Annotated in this window: 16 protein-coding genes; 9 read left to right on the top strand and 7 right to left on the bottom strand. The window is 63.2% G+C overall.

What is annotated here, in order from left to right; translation table 11 throughout:
* Positions 1–76: 76 nt before the first annotated feature.
* Both FWD29_00920 and FWD29_00915 read right to left on the bottom strand, forming a co-directional pair.
* The gene (locus FWD29_00920) at positions 77–745 is read right to left on the bottom strand and encodes an HAD-IA family hydrolase (GenBank protein ID MCL2802508.1); all 669 of its coding nucleotides are present in this window, start codon (positions 743–745) and stop codon (positions 77–79) included.
* A 171-nt stretch (positions 746–916) separates the two neighbouring features.
* Positions 917–1,279: a hypothetical protein gene (locus FWD29_00915; protein ID MCL2802507.1), complete on the bottom strand. Its 363-nt coding sequence runs from the start codon at positions 1,277–1,279 to the stop codon at positions 917–919.
* A 335-nt stretch (positions 1,280–1,614) separates the two neighbouring features.
* Here FWD29_00915 and acnA point away from each other — a divergent pair, with 335 nt between their 5' ends.
* The 3 genes from acnA to FWD29_00900 all read left to right on the top strand — a co-directional run bounded on the left by acnA (position 1,615) and on the right by FWD29_00900 (position 8,321).
* Positions 1,615–4,353 (top strand): aconitate hydratase AcnA, encoded by a 2,739-nt coding sequence (acnA, locus tag FWD29_00910; protein MCL2802506.1) that lies wholly within the window; start codon positions 1,615–1,617, stop codon positions 4,351–4,353.
* Between the two features lie 191 nt (positions 4,354–4,544).
* Positions 4,545–6,425 (top strand): 1-deoxy-D-xylulose-5-phosphate synthase, encoded by a 1,881-nt coding sequence (gene dxs / locus FWD29_00905; protein MCL2802505.1) that lies wholly within the window; start codon positions 4,545–4,547, stop codon positions 6,423–6,425.
* A gap of 1,578 nt (positions 6,426–8,003) precedes the next feature.
* Positions 8,004–8,321 (top strand): hypothetical protein, encoded by a 318-nt coding sequence (locus tag FWD29_00900; protein MCL2802504.1) that lies wholly within the window; start codon positions 8,004–8,006, stop codon positions 8,319–8,321.
* Between the two features lie 76 nt (positions 8,322–8,397).
* Here the strand turns inward: FWD29_00900 and FWD29_00895 are convergent, their stop codons facing one another.
* From FWD29_00895 to FWD29_00875, 5 genes are all read right to left on the bottom strand, one after another.
* Positions 8,398–9,675, bottom strand: coding sequence for an HRDC domain-containing protein (locus FWD29_00895; protein MCL2802503.1), 1,278 nt, complete (start codon positions 9,673–9,675; stop codon positions 8,398–8,400).
* Positions 9,676–9,706: 31 nt separating this feature from the next.
* Positions 9,707–10,267, bottom strand: coding sequence for a DUF3000 domain-containing protein (locus FWD29_00890; protein MCL2802502.1), 561 nt, complete (start codon positions 10,265–10,267; stop codon positions 9,707–9,709).
* 293 nt (positions 10,268–10,560) lie between these two features.
* Complete coding sequence (locus FWD29_00885; protein ID MCL2802501.1) at positions 10,561–11,061, bottom strand: dihydrofolate reductase; 501 nt, start codon at positions 11,059–11,061, stop codon at positions 10,561–10,563.
* A 96-nt stretch (positions 11,062–11,157) separates the two neighbouring features.
* On the bottom strand, positions 11,158–11,916 hold the full coding sequence (locus FWD29_00880; GenBank protein ID MCL2802500.1) for a thymidylate synthase: 759 nt from the start codon (positions 11,914–11,916) through the stop codon (positions 11,158–11,160).
* A gap of 147 nt (positions 11,917–12,063) precedes the next feature.
* On the bottom strand, positions 12,064–12,699 hold the full coding sequence (locus FWD29_00875; protein MCL2802499.1) for a YigZ family protein: 636 nt from the start codon (positions 12,697–12,699) through the stop codon (positions 12,064–12,066).
* Between the two features lie 73 nt (positions 12,700–12,772).
* Here FWD29_00875 and FWD29_00870 point away from each other — a divergent pair, with 73 nt between their 5' ends.
* The 6 genes from FWD29_00870 to FWD29_00845 are packed head-to-tail and all read left to right on the top strand — an operon-like array spanning position 12,773 to position 16,451.
* The gene (locus FWD29_00870) at positions 12,773–13,351 is read left to right on the top strand and encodes a CDP-alcohol phosphatidyltransferase family protein (protein MCL2802498.1); all 579 of its coding nucleotides are present in this window, start codon (positions 12,773–12,775) and stop codon (positions 13,349–13,351) included.
* Positions 13,348–14,199: a DUF881 domain-containing protein gene (locus FWD29_00865; GenBank protein ID MCL2802497.1), complete on the top strand. Its 852-nt coding sequence runs from the start codon at positions 13,348–13,350 to the stop codon at positions 14,197–14,199. The genes FWD29_00870 and FWD29_00865 overlap by 4 nt, the downstream gene beginning before the upstream one ends.
* Entirely contained in the window at positions 14,196–14,528 is a 333-nt protein-coding gene (locus FWD29_00860) for a small basic family protein (protein ID MCL2802496.1), read from the top strand. The genes FWD29_00865 and FWD29_00860 overlap by 4 nt, the downstream gene beginning before the upstream one ends.
* On the top strand, positions 14,525–15,262 hold the full coding sequence (locus tag FWD29_00855) for a DUF881 domain-containing protein (GenBank protein MCL2802495.1): 738 nt from the start codon (positions 14,525–14,527) through the stop codon (positions 15,260–15,262). Before FWD29_00860 ends, FWD29_00855 begins: the two co-directional genes overlap by 4 nt.
* 39 nt (positions 15,263–15,301) lie before the next feature.
* On the top strand, positions 15,302–15,766 hold the full coding sequence (locus FWD29_00850; protein MCL2802494.1) for an FHA domain-containing protein: 465 nt from the start codon (positions 15,302–15,304) through the stop codon (positions 15,764–15,766).
* Position 15,767: 1 nt separating this feature from the next.
* Positions 15,768–16,451, top strand: coding sequence for a MerR family transcriptional regulator (locus tag FWD29_00845; GenBank protein MCL2802493.1), 684 nt, complete (start codon positions 15,768–15,770; stop codon positions 16,449–16,451).
* Positions 16,452–16,564: the final 113 nt, after the last annotated feature.

Below are 16,564 nucleotides of genomic sequence, written 5' to 3'. Positions count from 1 at the left end.
GGACTCGCGTGAAGGGGCTGGTCAGGGGGTCAGTGGGCAGGAGGCCAGTGGGCCGGGGTCAGGGGGTCAGGGGGTGCTAAGGGGTGGTGATGGTTAGTTCGATGCCGCTTGGGGTTAGCTTGGCGCTGACGGCGGTTAGATCGGCCACGCGTAGGATTTGATCAGCACCGGGAGCATCCGGCAGAGCCGCTTGACCAACTACTACCAGGCGGGCTCCGGCCGCAAGACCGGCTTCGATGCCGGCCGGCGAGTCTTCGAAGACGGCGCAATCGCTGGCATCGACACCGAGCTGGGCTGCGGCCATCAGGAAACCGTCCGGTGAGGGCTTCGACGCAGTCATACCGGCTGGGATGAAAACCCTAGGCAAATCCAGCCCGGCGGCGGCCATGCGCCGCCGGGCCAGCTCGGCCACCGCAGAGGTCACCAGCGCCACCGGGGCACCAGCCAGCTGATCTAGTAGCCGGGCGGCCCCTGGCATGGCCAACACGCCATCAAGATCATTGATCTCGTGGGCATCAACCCAGTTGACGGCGGCGTCAAAGGCCGGTGAGCCGACCAAATCAGGCAAGAAGTGGGCGACTGAGTCAGTTGGTTGGCGGCCCTCGGCATATTCCATCAGCGCCTGCCAGTCAGCCAAACCATATTTGGTCGCAAAGGCACGCCAGGCGGCAGCAATGGCCGCCCCTGAATCAACCAGTGTGCCGTCCATGTCAAATAGGACAGCCCTAACGGTGAACGTCACCACAAGGTAGAAGCCTAGAGGGTCGGCGACCGACCGGCGCCGACAGGCCGACACCGCCTGGAGGCAAGCCAGAACTCACCCACGCTCGAAGGCACGGGCCACCAGGCCGGCTGCCCGGGTGCCAAGGGCGCCAGGTGACCGGGGTTGAGGTAGGCCTAGCCAGTCAGCTACGAGCTATCGACAGAGCTCGTCTGATTTCTCCGAGACGCGGTCAACGGCGGCCGAGATCTCTTCCTGGTCTATGCCCTCCATGGCCTTGGCCACGGCTTCGTAGTCTTCCATGTCGATGCCGGACAGAGCCCTAAAAGCCTCGGCCACAGTCTTGATATCACCCTTGAGATCGTCCGGCGCCGCCTTCTCCATCTTGCTCAGGGCCTCGTTGAATTGGTCACTATCGCCAAACGGGTCGAGATCCTTTAGGGAGTTGTCGTTGTAGATTTTGCAGTAGTCAGCGCTGCCGCCACCTGAGCAGCCAGCCAGCAGGGCCAGGGCGCCAACGGCGGCGATGCCGACAGCCAAGAATCGATACGTCTTCACGGGGGTGTCCTCTCCTCTGGCGGAGTCAGTGGTCGTTAATTCAACGCCGCCATCCTATCTTGACAAAGCCGGCCGTTGCCATGGCGAAATAACAGCTGACAGCGGAACCATGCCGGTCTTTGGTGAGGCCAGGCCAGGCCCACTTGACAGGGCAAAGCCAGGGCCGGCATCGGGCAATCAGGCATTGTCACCAAACAGGTTGCAACCGCATGCTCCAACAGGGCCAAAAGGGCGGATAATGGGATGGTCAATGATGATAATGTCTTGACGTCAAGATATTGCCTGATTCCAAGTCGGCGCGCCGGAACACTAAGGCGCCCAGAAGGGACTATCCAATGGCCTCAGTCAACACCTTCGGCGCACGCTCGCAGTTGAGCGTGAACGGTCGGAGTCTAGAAATCTATTCCCTGGGGGCGGTCGACGGACTTGGCCGCCTACCGTACAGCCTGAAGATCCTGGCCGAGTCGATCCTGCGCAACGAAGATGGCGCCACGATCACCGCTGATCAGGTGCAGGCACTTGCCAACTGGGACCCGTCGGCGCAGCCGGACATCGAAATCCAGTACACCCCAGCGCGGGTCGTGATGCAGGACTTCACCGGTGTGCCGTGCGTGGTTGACCTAGCCACTATGCGTGAGGCCGTAGCCGATCTGGGCGGCGACCCGAACAAGATCAACCCGCTGGCTCCAGCCGAAATGGTAATTGACCACTCGGTCATCATTGACCATGCCGGTTCGCCGGACGCCTTTGATCTCAACGTCGAACTCGAGTACCAGCGTAATCGCGAGCGCTACCAGTTCCTGCGTTGGGGCCAAGGCTCATTCCGCGAGTTTGGGGTGGTCCCACCCGGTACCGGTATTGTCCACCAGGTCAACTGCGAGTACCTGGCCAGGGGCGTTATGGTGCGCGATGGCGTAGCCTACCCGGACACCTGCGTTGGCACCGATTCGCATACCACCATGGCCAATGGCCTTGGCATCTTGGCCTGGGGCGTGGGCGGAATCGAGGCCGAGGCCGCCATGCTAGGCCAGCCGGTCTCAATGCTGATCCCGCGTGTAGTTGGCTTCAAACTGTCAGGTTCAATCCCCTCGAACGTGACCGCAACTGATGTCGTCTTGACCGTTACCCAAATGCTGCGGGCCCACGGTGTGGTCGGCAAGTTCGTTGAGTTCTACGGCGAAGGCGTTAGCCAGGTGCCATTGTCGAACCGGGCCACAATTGCCAATATGGGGCCAGAATACGGCGCCACCTGCGGCATCTTCCCGGTCGATGAGGTCACGCTGGAGAACTATCGCCTAACCGGCCGCTCCGAAGAGCAGATCGCCATAATCGAGGCCTACTACAAGGCCCAGGGCATGTGGTTTGATCCGACGGCGCCGGGTTACACCGAGCCGGTCTTCTCTGAGTATCTGGAACTTGACCTGTCAACAGTGGTGCCGTCACTGGCTGGCCCCAAGCGGCCGCAGGACCGGATCGAACTGTCCCAGGCCAAGGCCACCTTCCTGCGCGATCTGCCGAATTTCGCGCCGGATGTGGCAGCCGATGACGAGGCTGAGGTTGAGTCATTCCCGGCTTCCGATCCGCCGGCCGGCGACGACCACGGTCTCAAGGGCGCGGAGGTAACGGTGCCGGGTAAGGGCACATTCGTGCTCAACCACGGTGACGTTGTCATCGCTTCGATCACCAGCTGCACCAACACTTCGAACCCCTCGGTCATGCTGGCCGCCGGTTTGTTGGCCAAGAAGGCCGCAGCCAAGGGCCTCAAAGCCAAGCCATGGGTCAAGACCTCGATGGCACCGGGCTCAAAGGTTGTCACCCGCTACTACGAAGCCGCTGGCCTGTGGCCGGCGCTCGAGGCGCTGGGCTTCCACCTGGTTGGTTACGGCTGCACCACTTGCATTGGCAACTCTGGACCAATCGCTCCTGAGCTGTCGAAGGTGATCGCGGACAACGGCTTGGCCGTCACCGCGGTGCTGTCTGGTAACCGTAACTTTGAGGGCCGTATCAGCCCGGACGTGGCCATGAACTACTTGGCTAGCCCGCCGCTGGTAGTGGCCTATTCCTTGGCCGGCACGCTCAACTTCGATTTCGATACCGAGCCGCTGGGCACCGACCAGGACGGCAAGCCGGTCTTCTTGAAGGACGTTTGGCCTTCACCAGAAGAGGTCCAGGCGACCATTGATCAGGCCATCACGCGTGAAATGTTCGAAAACGCCTACCAAGACGTTTTCGCAGGCGACGAGCGCTGGCAAGGCCTGCAGACGCCATCGGGCGCCACCTTCGAGTGGGACGATGCCTCGACCTACGTGCGCAAGCCGCCGTACTTCGAGGGTATGGGCATGGAGCCCAGCGCGGTCAGCGATGTGTCCGGGGCCAGGGTTCTGGCCAAGTTGGGCGATTCGGTCACAACCGACCACATCAGCCCGGCTGGTTCGATCAAGGCCGATTCGCCTGCCGGCAAGTATCTGGCAGACAACGGCGTGGCACCGGCGGACTTCAACTCGCTCGGTTCGCGTCGCGGCAACCATGAAGTCATGATGCGTGGCACCTTCGCCAACATCCGGCTGCGCAACCAGCTGGTTGATGTGGCTGGTGGCTTCACGGTCAACTTGCTGAACAACCAGCAGACCACCATTTTCGACGCCGCCCAGGCCTATAAGGAGGCCGGCGTGCCTCTGGTGGTGCTTGGTGGCAAGGAATATGGCACCGGCTCGTCCCGTGACTGGGCGGCCAAGGGCACCATGTTGCTGGGCGTCAGGGTCGTTATTGTCGAATCGTTCGAGCGGATCCACCGTTCCAACCTGATCGGCATGGGCGTGCTGCCGTTGCAGTTCCCGGCCGGCCAAAGCCACGAATCGCTGGGCCTAGACGGCACCGAGACCTTCGACTTCGAAGGCATCACAGCGCTGAACGAGGGCGTCACGCCCAAGACAGTGGCCGTCACGGCGACCCATCCAGACGGCACCGTCACCAAGTTTGACGCTGTTGTCCGGATTGACACACCAGGTGAGGCTGACTACTACCGGCACGGCGGCATCTTGCAGTTCGTGCTGCGTCAACTGGTTGCCAGCTAAGGCCAACTAGCCGGGCTACGCCCTTGGGAGTAGCTGCGAGTAATAACTGAAAAAGACGGGCCGTGGCTCTTGTCACGGCCCGTCTTGCTGCCTCTATAGTGATTTCGGTTCGCCTTTTCGACTAGAAAGAATCCATCGTGGTGCCACCGCCCAAGACGCCGGATGCCTCACCGGAACGTCAGCCTGGTCAAATGCTGGCGCGGGTAGCGCAATTGCGCGATCTGAAAAAGCTGCCGGCCCGCGATTTGCCAGCCTTGGCCGCGGACATTAGAGACTTCCTGGTCACCAACGTCTCTAAGACCGGCGGACACTTGGGACCAAACCTTGGCGTGGTCGAGTTGACCATCGCCTTGCACCGGGTTTTCAACTCGCCCATTGACACCATTGTCTTCGACACCGGCCATCAGGCCTATGTCCACAAGATCTTGACTGGACGTAAAGACTTCTCCCACCTGCGCTCGCGCGGCGGCCTGTCCGGCTATCCCTCCCGGGCCGAATCGGTTCATGACGTGCTGGAAAACACCCACGCCTCGGCCGGGCCCTCCTGGGCGGCCGGGGTGGCAGCCGGGCGCAACCTGCAAGGGCAATCCGACCGGTTTACCGTGGTGGTGGTGGGCGATGGCGCCCTAACCGGCGGTATGGCCTGGGAGGCCCTGAACAACATCGCGGCTGAAAAAGACCGCCGGTTGGTGGTCGTGGTAAACGACAACGGCCGGTCCTACGCGCCGACCATCGGCGCCCTGGCCCGCCACCTCTCCGGCCTGCGCACGGCCCCGAAGTACGAAAAGGTCTTGAGCTGGGGGACTCAGGCGTTGCAGGCCCGCGGCCGGCTTGGCCGGCGTCTCTACGAGGCACTGCATGGCCTGAAGAAGGGCGTCAAGGACGTGGTGGCGCCGCAAGCCATGTTCGAAGACTTGGGTTTGAAGTACATCGGCGCGGTTGATGGTCACGACATTGGCGCGGTCGAACGTTCGTTGGTCCAGGCCAAGGTTTATGGCGGTCCAGTCATTGTCCACGTCATCACGGAAAAGGGTCGGGGCTATCAGCCGGCCGAGGCCAACCGGATGGACCACCACCATGCTGTTGGCCGGATCCACCCAGAGACCGGCCTGCCCTTGGCACCTGAGCGTTTTGGCTGGACTGGGGTCTTTTCTGACGAACTTGTGCGTTTGGGCCGGCGCAACGACAAAGTCGTGGCAGTCACCGCCGCCATGCTCGACCCGGTGGGGCTGGTGCCGTTTGCGGCCGAGTTCCCCGACCGAGTCTTCGACGTGGGCATTGCCGAACAACACGCCGCCGCTATGGCCGCTGGCCTGGCCTACACCGGCCTGCACCCGGTGGTGGCGGTTTACGCCACTTTCATGAACCGGGCCTTCGACCAGGTGCTGATGGACTGCGGTTTGCACCGGGCCGGGGTCACCTTTGTGCTGGACCGGGCCGGCCTGACCGGTTCAGACGGCCCCAGCCACAACGGCCAGTGGGATTTGGCCTTGTTCCATTTGGTGCCGGGGTTGCGCCTGGCCGCCCCGCGCGATGCCGTTCGCTTGCGTCAGCAACTAGCCGAGGCTATCGCTGTGGTTGACGCACCCACGGTGCTGCGTTATCCCAAGGGCCCGGCGCCCGACGACATCAAGGCGGTTGGGCACCTCGATGGGGTCGACATCTTGGCGGCGGGTGCCGGTGACGAACGTGTTTTGGTTGTAGCTGTCGGAGCCGAGGCCCGCACCGCCCTAGATGCCGCCGCCTTGTTAGGTGAAGAAGGCATTAGCGTCAAAGTGGTCGATCCGGGTTGGATCTACCCGGTCAACCCGGCGCTGGTGCAGCTGGCGGCGGCGGCCGAGGTTGTCGTCACCATCGAAGACGGACTAGCCAGCGGCGGCTTCGGTGATGCTTTGGCAGCCACTATGGCCGAGGCCGGGGTCAACCTGCCAGTAGTGCGGTGCGGGCTACCAACGGCTTTCTTTGGCCACGCCAGCCGGCCTGAACTGGCCAAGGAACACCACCTCATCCCAGCCGATATCGCCAAGCGGGCAAGGAGTGCCTTAGGAGAGTGGCTGGTGCCACGCTCCTAAGGCACGCATACAGTGCCTGTTTGTCGCGTTTCCTTAGGTCAGCGCTTCGCGCGAACCACGTCAACACGAAGAAGGAGTGGCTGGTGCCACGCTCCTGGGGGCGAGATCAGTTCGCGAGCAGGCAGTGACTTGCAGGCCCGAACCTGGCACCTCGGGTTGACCAGTCGCGGCCCTGGCCGCCTGCTTGCATCTCGAAGTATTCCTACCCGGCGGTAGCCAGGCTAATTCCAGCTTGGTCTTTGCAGCGCCTCAGCAGGGTTGGTCGCCCCGGCCGCGCATGGCGGCCAGGGCCGTCCCATGGCCACTTACTCCACAAAGGGTGGTGCTGCCAGCCGAAGTATCGGGATTCTGTCGACGACAGCCTGGCAGAATCCGGCCGTTCTTGGGGCCCGAGGAACCAGGCCCGGCTCTTATACCTGGTATGTCACTGTTTGGTCTCGGGACAGAAGTCCTAGTAGGACTCGGCGGCATCGGACATAGAGTGGTTTGCCATCAAACCACCGGGCACCCCTGTCCCGGTGATGGCGTCACTACGGGGAGACAGTGATGTGGCGGTGCTTACTGGTAACACTGACGCCGATCTGTCAACTATTGTGACTGATCATCAAGGTACGGCTCATCATCAGGTTCGTAACAGTGATTCCCAGATCCAAACCGTTTGGCAGGATCCGTATGGTTCGAAACGGGGTCCGGTCGTATCACCTTGGGTGGGGCAGCGTGGGTTTGTTGGTGGACCTCGTGGATAGGGCGAATTGGAGGAGGCGGGAGGCCGCGGATGGTCGTAGCCGCCGGCTGGTTTTTCCCAACACTGTCAGCACCTGGCGAGGATTCATCCTTATGGCCTCTATCCCACTGGCGGTGATGACAGTGGCGTTAGTCGCCGCGCGGCACCGCCTTGACCGTTGGGACGTGGCTGTTTATGCGGCGATGTACTTAATGTATTTGGGGAGAATAGTCTTCGATTTTGTGGAGCACAGGAGGTCTAACAGGACCATGTGCCCGACGTGCAGGGTTGCCATGGGGGAACGAGACAGTGATCGTGATTAGTCAACCGTCTGGGTTAGGTACGTGACTGCGGCCTGGCCCACAAACGGCGAGGCTAGTCGGCTCCCATCAGTATCATGGTGAGGAAATGAGCCGCTGATGGGTTGCTCCCGGATTAGTCTGAGTTTGGTCCTGGTCACTTTGCTTTGGGCAGGCCTTGTTGGATGCCAAGTCGAGGGTGGTCCTCTGCCGGGTGGCTCCAGCACGCCAGCTGCTTCGGCCAGTCCTTGGACCCGGAACCGCACTTTTGAGCCCGGCTGGACTCCGGTGCCGGAAGACGATCTTCCACCGGCATGTGATGGGATGACTGAACTGCCGGAAGTCGACGGCCCAAAACCCGCATTGGAAAGGGAGATCCGACGCCTCGCAGGATTGGTTGATCGAGGTTCTTGTCAGGGGGAGCACACCTGGCCTGGCCAGAGAATTGGTGCCAGGGCGATTTGGCAGGGCAACGGACTGGTGACAGTTGTATGGAGCGGTGTCGTAAGCGGAGGTCAACCCGGTCCGGCGCACCCCGCCAAGACACTGGCCTGTGTGACCCTTGACGTAGCCACCGGTGTGGTCTTGGACCCGGGACGCGACCTGGTCGGTGACGACGCGGCGCTGGCCGCGGTTGACCAGGCCGTGGCGCTGAGGCGTGGGTACGGCTACCTTCGAAGCGGGTTCCTCGGCGACGAGCTTTCCAGGACTGACAAGTGGATTGACGCCATGCCATCTGATGTGCAGTCATGCCGGTGGGGCGACGAGACGGTTGTAGTCGTTGCGGTCCCACATGCCATTGGCGGGTGGTTACCGGTTGCGGTCCGTGACGGCCAGGCCCGTTTGATGAACTGGGACGAGTTGACCGGGTGAACCAGGAACCGCGCCAAACGAGCACTTGCCGACCTGCGCAGCGAGTGGGAAGGCTGTGGAGCCTTCCGGCAGGGGCCTACTGGCCCGAAGCCGAAGCCTCGGGGTAGGTCGTCATGGCCTTGGCCACTATCGGGGCCACCAGTTTGACCTGCCAGTCCCTGGCCCGGCCTGCCCGCAGCGCCGCCGCCGGGTCTGATGGTGCGGCGAAAACGACCTGTCGCAGCAGATCGGGCGGCGCTAAGTGTTCGACCGGGATTGATTTGTCCTGGCTGAGTCGTGCCAATTCGGCTTTGACCATTTCCAAGCGTTGCGAGGCCTGGGGGTGGTGGCGCGGCCAAGCCCTCGGGTTGGGAGGTCCGGGTTGCCTTGGCCCCTGCATTGGCGGCAGGGATCCGACCGGGATTTGCAGCGCCCGGTCGACCGCTCGCCACCAATAGCGTTGGCGTCGCCGCAGGTTGCGCCCATTAAAGGGCGCGATCCGGTCTAACTGACTTTGCGACTCCGGTTTGGCCAAGGCCACGGCCACTATGGCCGCATCCGGCAGGACCCGCCCGGGGGCCAAATCAAGCTGTCTGGCCAGGTCTTCGCGCGCCTGCCACAACTCCCGGACAATGGCAAACCCGCGGCGGTCGCGGATTTGGTGGCTGCCTTTGGTGCGGCGCCACGGATCTGGTCTAGGCGCTGGTGGCGGGGCCAGCAAAACCGCCTTGAACTCTTCCCGCGCCAATTCGAGTTTGCCGGCCGCCCGCAACTCGACTTCCAGGTGGTCGCGCACATCGATCAGCAACGCCACATCAAGGGCGGCGTAGTTGAGCCAGCCGTCCGGCAGCGGACGCTGGGACCAGTCCTGAGCGGAATGCTCCTTGGCCAACGAGATGCCCAAGGTCCGGCCAACCACTGTGGCCAAGCCCACCAGGGCGTCTCCCAGAAGACGGGAGGCCAATTCGGTGTCGAATAGTTGTTTTGGTACCAGGCCAAGTTCGGCCAGGCAAGCCAGGTCCTGTGAGGCGGCGTGCAGCACCCATTCAGCCCCTTCAAGGGCCTGGGAAAGTCCAGACAGGTCAGGCAACACTGTTGGGTCAATCAACGCGATTCCGGCCTGCCGCCTAAACAGCTGAACTAGCTGGGCCCGCTGGCCGTATCTGAAACCTGAGGCTCTTTCGGCGTCCAACGCCACCGGGCCAGTGCCGTTGGCCAGCATCGCGATGACGCCATCAAGGGCTTCGGCAGTGCAGGTCAAATCTGGCACTCCGGTTGGCGGAGCCGTCATCGGCACCAACTCAGTCACAGGCTGGCCCGGCCCGGCCGGGCCGGGCCCACGGGCAGGCTGGTCTTGATGGCCGGTTCGGCTCATCGGGCCGGCTGCCTCCGCTGGCCGGCAGCCGTCATCGGCGAACCAAACAAGAAACGCCCTGAGGCAGGAACTCGACGCCACCCAGTTTGGCCAGGAAGTTGAGCCAGGCCTCAAGGTGAACGCCGGCATCACTGTCTACCGGTGTCCACGAGGCGCGGACCTCAAGCCCGACCTGCTCGCTGCGGCCAATCAACTCGCCAAACGATTCTGACTGGGTGCGTGTTACGGTGCCAGAAGGCCGGCCGGCTATTTCGACCTCTTCAAGGGTCTCGGCCAGCCAGGACCAGGCCACTTGAGCCAGGAACGGGTCCGGCCCAAGCTCTTGTTCGAGTCGAGTCTTGGCAACAGTGACACACCTGAAATCGCCATCCCAAACGCTGTGCCCGCCCGGTTCATGCAGCACCACCAGGCTGCCGCTGGCCGCATCGCTTTCGACCGGCGAGGCCACCGAGGCCTCAAGGGCCACGGCGTAGCTGGCGATTCTAGTGGGGGCTGGGATCTCGGCCAGCTTGACTTCGCCGGGGATTTGGGCCTGACTAAGCGATTCCAGCGCTGCCCTAAAGCGCTCGGGAGGCAGGCTGGATGTGGTCACGCTTCGAGCCTAGGCAGCTAAGTCTCACCAGCTGGCTTCGCCACGCCGCAACCGCGAGTCCGAGCTTTGGCACCACCAGTGACCAGGCCGTGCCCCCGCCGTCCAACCGCGAGTCCGAGCTTTGGCACCGCCGCCTTCTTCCCGCGAGTCCGAGCTTTGGCACCACCAGTGACCAGGCCGGGCCGCCGCCTCCCAACCGCGAGTCCGAGCTTTGGCACCAGCCCATTTGACGCGAGTCCGAGCTTTGGCACCAGCCCATTTGACGCGAGTCCGAGCTTTGGCACCACCGGTGGTCAAGCTGCGGGCAGAGGTGGTTTGGCCAAAGTGGTGAAGCGGTAGTTAAGGCCGGTTTGGGAGGTCAGCCAGCCGGTCGACGGATCGCGCGCCACCACCTGCCAAGGCGGATCAAGCCGAGGGGCCAAGGTGTCGCCGGGGGCGTCAGCATTGACCTCGGTCACTTCTGCCCACTGGGCCAGGTCAACAAACTGGTGGTAGACCTGGCCGCCGCCAACCACCCAGCGGACGTGGTCGCCGCTGGCCAAGTCCAAGGCCTCGGCCGGGGAGTGGGCCACCAAGGCGCCACTGGCCACCCAGGACGGCTGGCGAGTCAGGACCACGTTGCGCCGGCCTGGCAGTGGCCGGAAGCGAGGGGGCAGCGACTCCCAAGTGGCCCGCCCCATGATGACGGCGCCGCCCATGGTCAGCGCCTTGAACCGGGCCATGTCCTCCGGCAAAGAAAAAGGCAGCCCACCGTCAACCCCGATCACCCGGTTGGCGCTTTGAACCCAGATCATGGCGACTGAACCTGGGGCGGGGTTGGTGCCAAAGCTCGGACTCGCGGTTGGGGGGTTGGTGCCAAAGCTCGGACTGGCGGTTGGGGGGAGGGGCATTTAGACCGCCACCTGGGCCTTGATGGCCGGATGGTGCTGATAGTCAGGGAATGAGATGTCATCCAGGCCGTAGTCAAATAGCGACACCGCCGGTCGCAATTCCAAATGCGGCCAGGGGTAAGGCTGCCGCGACAGCTGCAGGCGAACCTGGTCGAAATGGTTTTCGTAGATGTGACAATCGCCACCGGTCCAAATGAACTCACCGACCTCGAGACCGGCCTGTTGCGCCATCATGTGAGTTAGCAGCGAGTAGGAGGCCAGGTTGAACGGCACTCCCAAAAACAGGTCGGCAGAACGTTGGTATAGCTGGCAGGACAGCCGCCCTTCGGCCACGTAGAACTGGAACAAGATGTGGCACGGCGGCAACGCCATCTGGTCGAGCTGTCCCACGTTCCAGGCAGAGACCACAATGCGACGCGAATCCGGGTCGCGCTGCAACAGGTCCAAGGCTTGGGAGATCTGATCGATGACGGCACCGTCGCCAGCCGGCCAACTACGCCACTGGACGCCGTAGATGGGGCCCAACTCGCCATCGGGCGCGGCCCACTCGTTCCAAATCCGAACGCCGCGTTCCTGCAACCAGCGGGCGTTGTGGCCACCGGCCAAGAACCAAAGCAGCTCGAGTACCACCGACTTGACGTGGATGCGTTTGGTGGTGATCAGCGGGAAACCTTCAGCCAGGTGAAAGCGCAGTTGTTGACCAAACAGCGAGCGCGTGCCGGTGCCGGTGCGGTCAGCTTTGACGGCGCCAGTCGTCATCACCCGGTCCAGCAGGGCCTCGTAGCTGCCGATGCCCAGACTGGTGTCAAAGCTCGGACTCGCGGTTGAGGGGCTGGTGTCAAAGCTCGGACTCGCGGTTGTGGAGTTGGTGTCAAAGCTCGGACTTGCGGTTGAGGGGCTGGTCATCTAGGACAGCCTAATCAGCCTTTGGCCAGCTTCGTTCAGGCGCGCCTGAATCCGGCCAGAGGCCAGCGCCTGGTCGAGTGCGTCACGCCCAGCCTGATCCAGCGCCAGCTCGAACCGGCTGGTGCCACCGTGTTCGACACTCAGCAGAGCCGCACCACTGGTAGCCGCCACCAGCGAGCGCAGACGGGCTTCTTGGCGCCCGGCTTGTGCCGGGTCAACTATCAGATGGACGATGTCGAGCAGGGCCTTACGCTCCAACTGGGCCTGGTCTAGTGCCCCCGTGACGGCGCCGGAATAGGCCCGAACCAGGCCTTTGGCGCCCAACAGGGTGCCGCCAAAGTAACGCGAGACAACCGCCACCAGGTCGGTGACCTGACGCCGGCGCAGCACCTCAAGCATGGGCAGCCCGGCGGTGCCGGCCGGTTCGCCGGCGTCGTTTGACCTTTGGAGCTGGCCGGTTGGCCCCAGCACCCAGGCAGAGCAATGGTGGCGGGCGGCATGGTGGGTTTTGCTGGCCTGGTTGATGTGGCCCCGGGCTTGGGCCTCAGATGTGGCCGGGAAAAGCTGGGCCACAAAACGTGAACGCTTGATAACCAGTTCGCAGCTGACCGCCCGGGTCAGGAAAACAAGCGCCACACCCCGAAGGCTAATGGGTCTGGGCCCATGGTCCAACATAGGCTGGAGGCTTGTCAGCCTTAGTCGACCTGCCATGAACCAATCAGCCAACCGTGTGGCCACTGTGCCCAACGCCATCACGCTACTTAGGTGCGTCCTAGTGGCGGTTTTCGCCTATCTGGTGGTGCGGCGGCAAGACGGCTGGGCGGTGGCGGTGCTGGCTCTAAGCGGCATTAGCGATTGGGTTGATGGCGTGGCCGCGCGCAAGCTCAACCAGTACTCGCGACTAGGGGAGTTGCTCGATCCAGCGGTCGACCGGGTCATGATCGCGGTCACCGTCATCTTGCTGACATGGCGCGGCATAGTGCCCTGGTGGGTGCTGGCGCTACTGGCCGGGCGAGAAATCATGGTCGGCCTTTGTCTGCTGGCCCTCAAAGCTCGCGGCATGTCGCCGCCGGCGGTCATTTTTGTGGGCAAGGCCGCCACCATGGGTCTGATGTACGCCTTTCCGCTGCTGCTGCTGGCTGAGGTCGGTGGCGGGGTTGGCAGCGCGGCCGTGGTGGCTGGTTGGGCCTTTGCCATTTGGGGCGTGGCGCTGTACTGGGTTGCCGGGCTGGCCTATGTCACCGAGACGGTCAGAGGTTTGCGTCTGGCCGGTCAGGAGGCGACGTGACACGCCTAGTTGATGAGTCGATGTCGCTGCTCAACCAGATCATGGACCGTCCCTTGGACGCCGGTTATCAAGAGGCCGCGGCCAGCAAAAATGGGCCAGGTGGCCAGCCGCTAGAGCTGCCCGGTTCCTCCGGGGGGCCCAGGCGTCGCAGCACTTGGTTGGTGCTGATGGCGGCGGCAGCCGTCATCGGACTGTCCTTGACCTGGGGGGTTAGGGTTTTGCGCAGCCCAGACCCGCAGTCCACCAGAGCTCGCGGCCTGCTTGAAGCCGAGACCCAACAGGCGGTCGAAGAAGTCGACCGCCTTGAGCAGACTAACCGGATGCTCAGCGGCACCCGCGATCAGTTGCGTTTCGAAGTCCTGGCGGCCTCGGACCCAACTGCGGCGGCCAAAGCCGAACAATTGGCCGCGACCTCTGGCGCCATGGCCGTGGCGGGGCCCGGGCTCAGAGTGCAACTGTCAACGAGCCGGGCCATGACAGCCACCAGCGAGCGGATCCAAGCCTCTGATCTGCGGCTTTTGGCCGGCGCCTTGTGGCAAAGCGGGGCCGAGGCCGTCACCGTCAACCAGATTCGCTTGACCTCGTTGACGGCGGTTCGTGATGTCGGCGAATCGATCCAGGTCCAATTGCGTCCAATCTCTGAACCCTATGTCATTGAGGCGATTGGGCCGGCGGACCAGCTCGAAGTCGGTTTGGCTAAAGCGGCCGGGGCCCGGATCAGCCTGCTAAGGGACTACTTAGGGGCCACGGTTTCGGTTGAGGCCGTCAAGCAAATCGAAATGCCGCCCGGGCTGGCCATGGGGACACTGCTCTTCGCCCAGCCGGCGGCGGAGGAGGAAGCCAAGTGATTGCGCTACTCGGACTGGCCCTTGGGGTGGTGATTGGCCTGGTCACAGGGGTTGATGTGCCACCGTCCCTGGCACCATATTTGCCCATCGCAGTGGTAGCAGCAGTTGACGCTTTGGCCGGTGCCGGCCGGGCGCTGCTGGACGGAATCTTCAATGACCGCGTCTTCGTGGTCTCGTTTTTGTCCAATGTGCTGGTGGCGGCCCTGATCGTCTTTATCGGTGACCAGCTTGGGGTTGGCGCGCAGCTGTCAACTGCGGTGGTGGTGGTGTTGGGGATCAGGATCTTCTCCAACGTCGCCGCGATTCGACGGAAACTATTCCACGCATGAGCCAGCTGCCAGTCACCGGAGCCACCGCCTGGCGCCGCCTGGGCGGCGCTTTTAGGCCCAGGGTGTCCCGCGCCCAAATCAGCGCTGGGCTTTTGTGCCTGCTTCTGGGCTTTGGTGTCGCCACCCAGGTCAGGTCAACCCACGAGGCTGATTTCTCCTCTCTGCGACAAAACGAGCTGATTGAGGTGCTCGACCAGCTGACCAGCCGAGCTGGGCGGCTGCGAGTGGACAATCTGGCGCTGGAACGGCAGTTGGATCAGCTAACCGATTCGCGCACCAAAGACGAGGCCTCCAGGCGGGCGGCCGAGGACCAAGCCACCACGCAGGGCATTCTGGCCGGCACGCTGCCAGCCCAAGGCCCAGGTGTCGAGGTGGTGGTCTTCGACCGGGACGGACAAATCGACCCGGCCATGATGACTGCCCTGGTGGACGAGCTACGCAACGCCGGGGCTGAGGTTATCTCTGTCAATCAGGTCAGGGTGACGGCTTCGACCTGGTTCGCTCCGGCCGGCGGCGGTGGCCTGGTGGCCGATGGCGAGGCTTTGACCAGTCCGTTCACCTGGCTGGCGATTGGCGATCCGGATACGCTTCAAGGAGCTTTGGGCATCCCAGGCGGCGCCTTGGCGGCTTTGCGCACAGGTGGGGCCGACACGGTTGTCACGGCCCAAGACTCGATTCAAATTGAGGCAGTGCGGGTGGTGGCTCCCACCAAATACGCCACCACGCTAAAGTAGTTGACCAGTCGGTCAATCTTTACCCGTGGAGGCTTTGAGATGGATCAAGCGCCAAATCAAGAGCCGGATCAAGTCGATTCGACACAAGTCTTTGGCGAAGGCTTGTCCTTTGAGCCTGAAACGCCAGCTCCGGCCGGGCTCAGTCCTCAGGCGGCGGCTGCGGTCGAGGCCCTGCCGCCGGGCACGGCCCTGCTGGTGGTGCAAAGCGGCCCTAACTCCGGTTCGCGGTTTCTACTAGACGATGCCTCCACCACCGCCGGCCGTTCGACCAAATCTGACATTTTCCTCGATGATTTCACTGTCTCGCGGCGCCACGCCGTCTTCGAAAGGCTGGCCAACGGCCAGTTCGAGGTCCGGGACCTGGGTTCGCTCAACGGCACCTATGTTGGGCGCGAGCGGGTCGAACGGGCCGTGTTGAACCCCGGTGACGAAGTATTGATTGGCAAATACCGTTTGACTTTCCACCCTTCACCTGCCGCCACCGGCTTAGACAGTCAGGCCTGAAGTGGTCCGCGGCCCCGGCGCGGCGGCAGGCTCTTCCAGCCCGCCGGGCGGCACCATGTCGATTGGCGAAGTGCTGGAGGCGCTGCGCGACCAATTCCCGGCCCTGAGTATTTCCAAACTGCGCTATCTCGAGGTTCAGGGTTTGCTTCATCCGGCCCGAACCCCGTCCGGCTACCGCCGCTACGGTGCCATGGACGTGGAAAGGGCCCGCTACATTCTGACCGAGCAGCGCGACCACTTCCTGCCGCTGAAGGTCATCAAAGTGCGTTTGGCCGCTATGGATCGCGATGGCACGGCCGCGGTCAAACTGGGGCAGCCCAGGCGGGTCAGATCGGCTCAGGTCGACCAAAGTGAGGTCGCCACCATCACCGGCCAAGACCCAAACCTGGTGGCGGCGGTGGCCAAGGCTGCGGGCATTGATGACCCCGAACAGGCCAACGCGGCGCTTATCCAAGCTGTTGAGGCGGTGGTCGCCCTGGCCAATCACGGGCTGGAGCTGCGCCATCTGCGTGGTGTTTTCCAGTCCGCCTCTCGCCAAGCCGAGTTGATTGAGCGGGCCGTGGGCGCCCAGCACTCGCGTGGTTCTGCCGGGCGTGAGAGAGCCACTGCCGCCGCCATTGAGGCGGCGGCCGATATGGCCAAGTTGAGTGAGGCCGCCGTTCGACTGCATTTAGGGGACAGTTGAAGCCTCAAGTTCAACTGGAGAGTAAGACACGCCGATGGACGCGCCCGGCGTGGCGGGTTGACCCAGACCGCAACCGTGCCTAGCGTCACTGGTGAAAGCCCCATCTGGCATAA

Source organism: Micrococcales bacterium (assembly GCA_009784895.1).
In the GTDB taxonomy this organism is placed as follows: domain Bacteria; phylum Actinomycetota; class Actinomycetes; order Actinomycetales; family WQXJ01; genus WQXJ01.
Note: the sequence above shows the minus strand (reverse complement) of the source record. Positions and strands in the feature narration are given on the sequence as shown.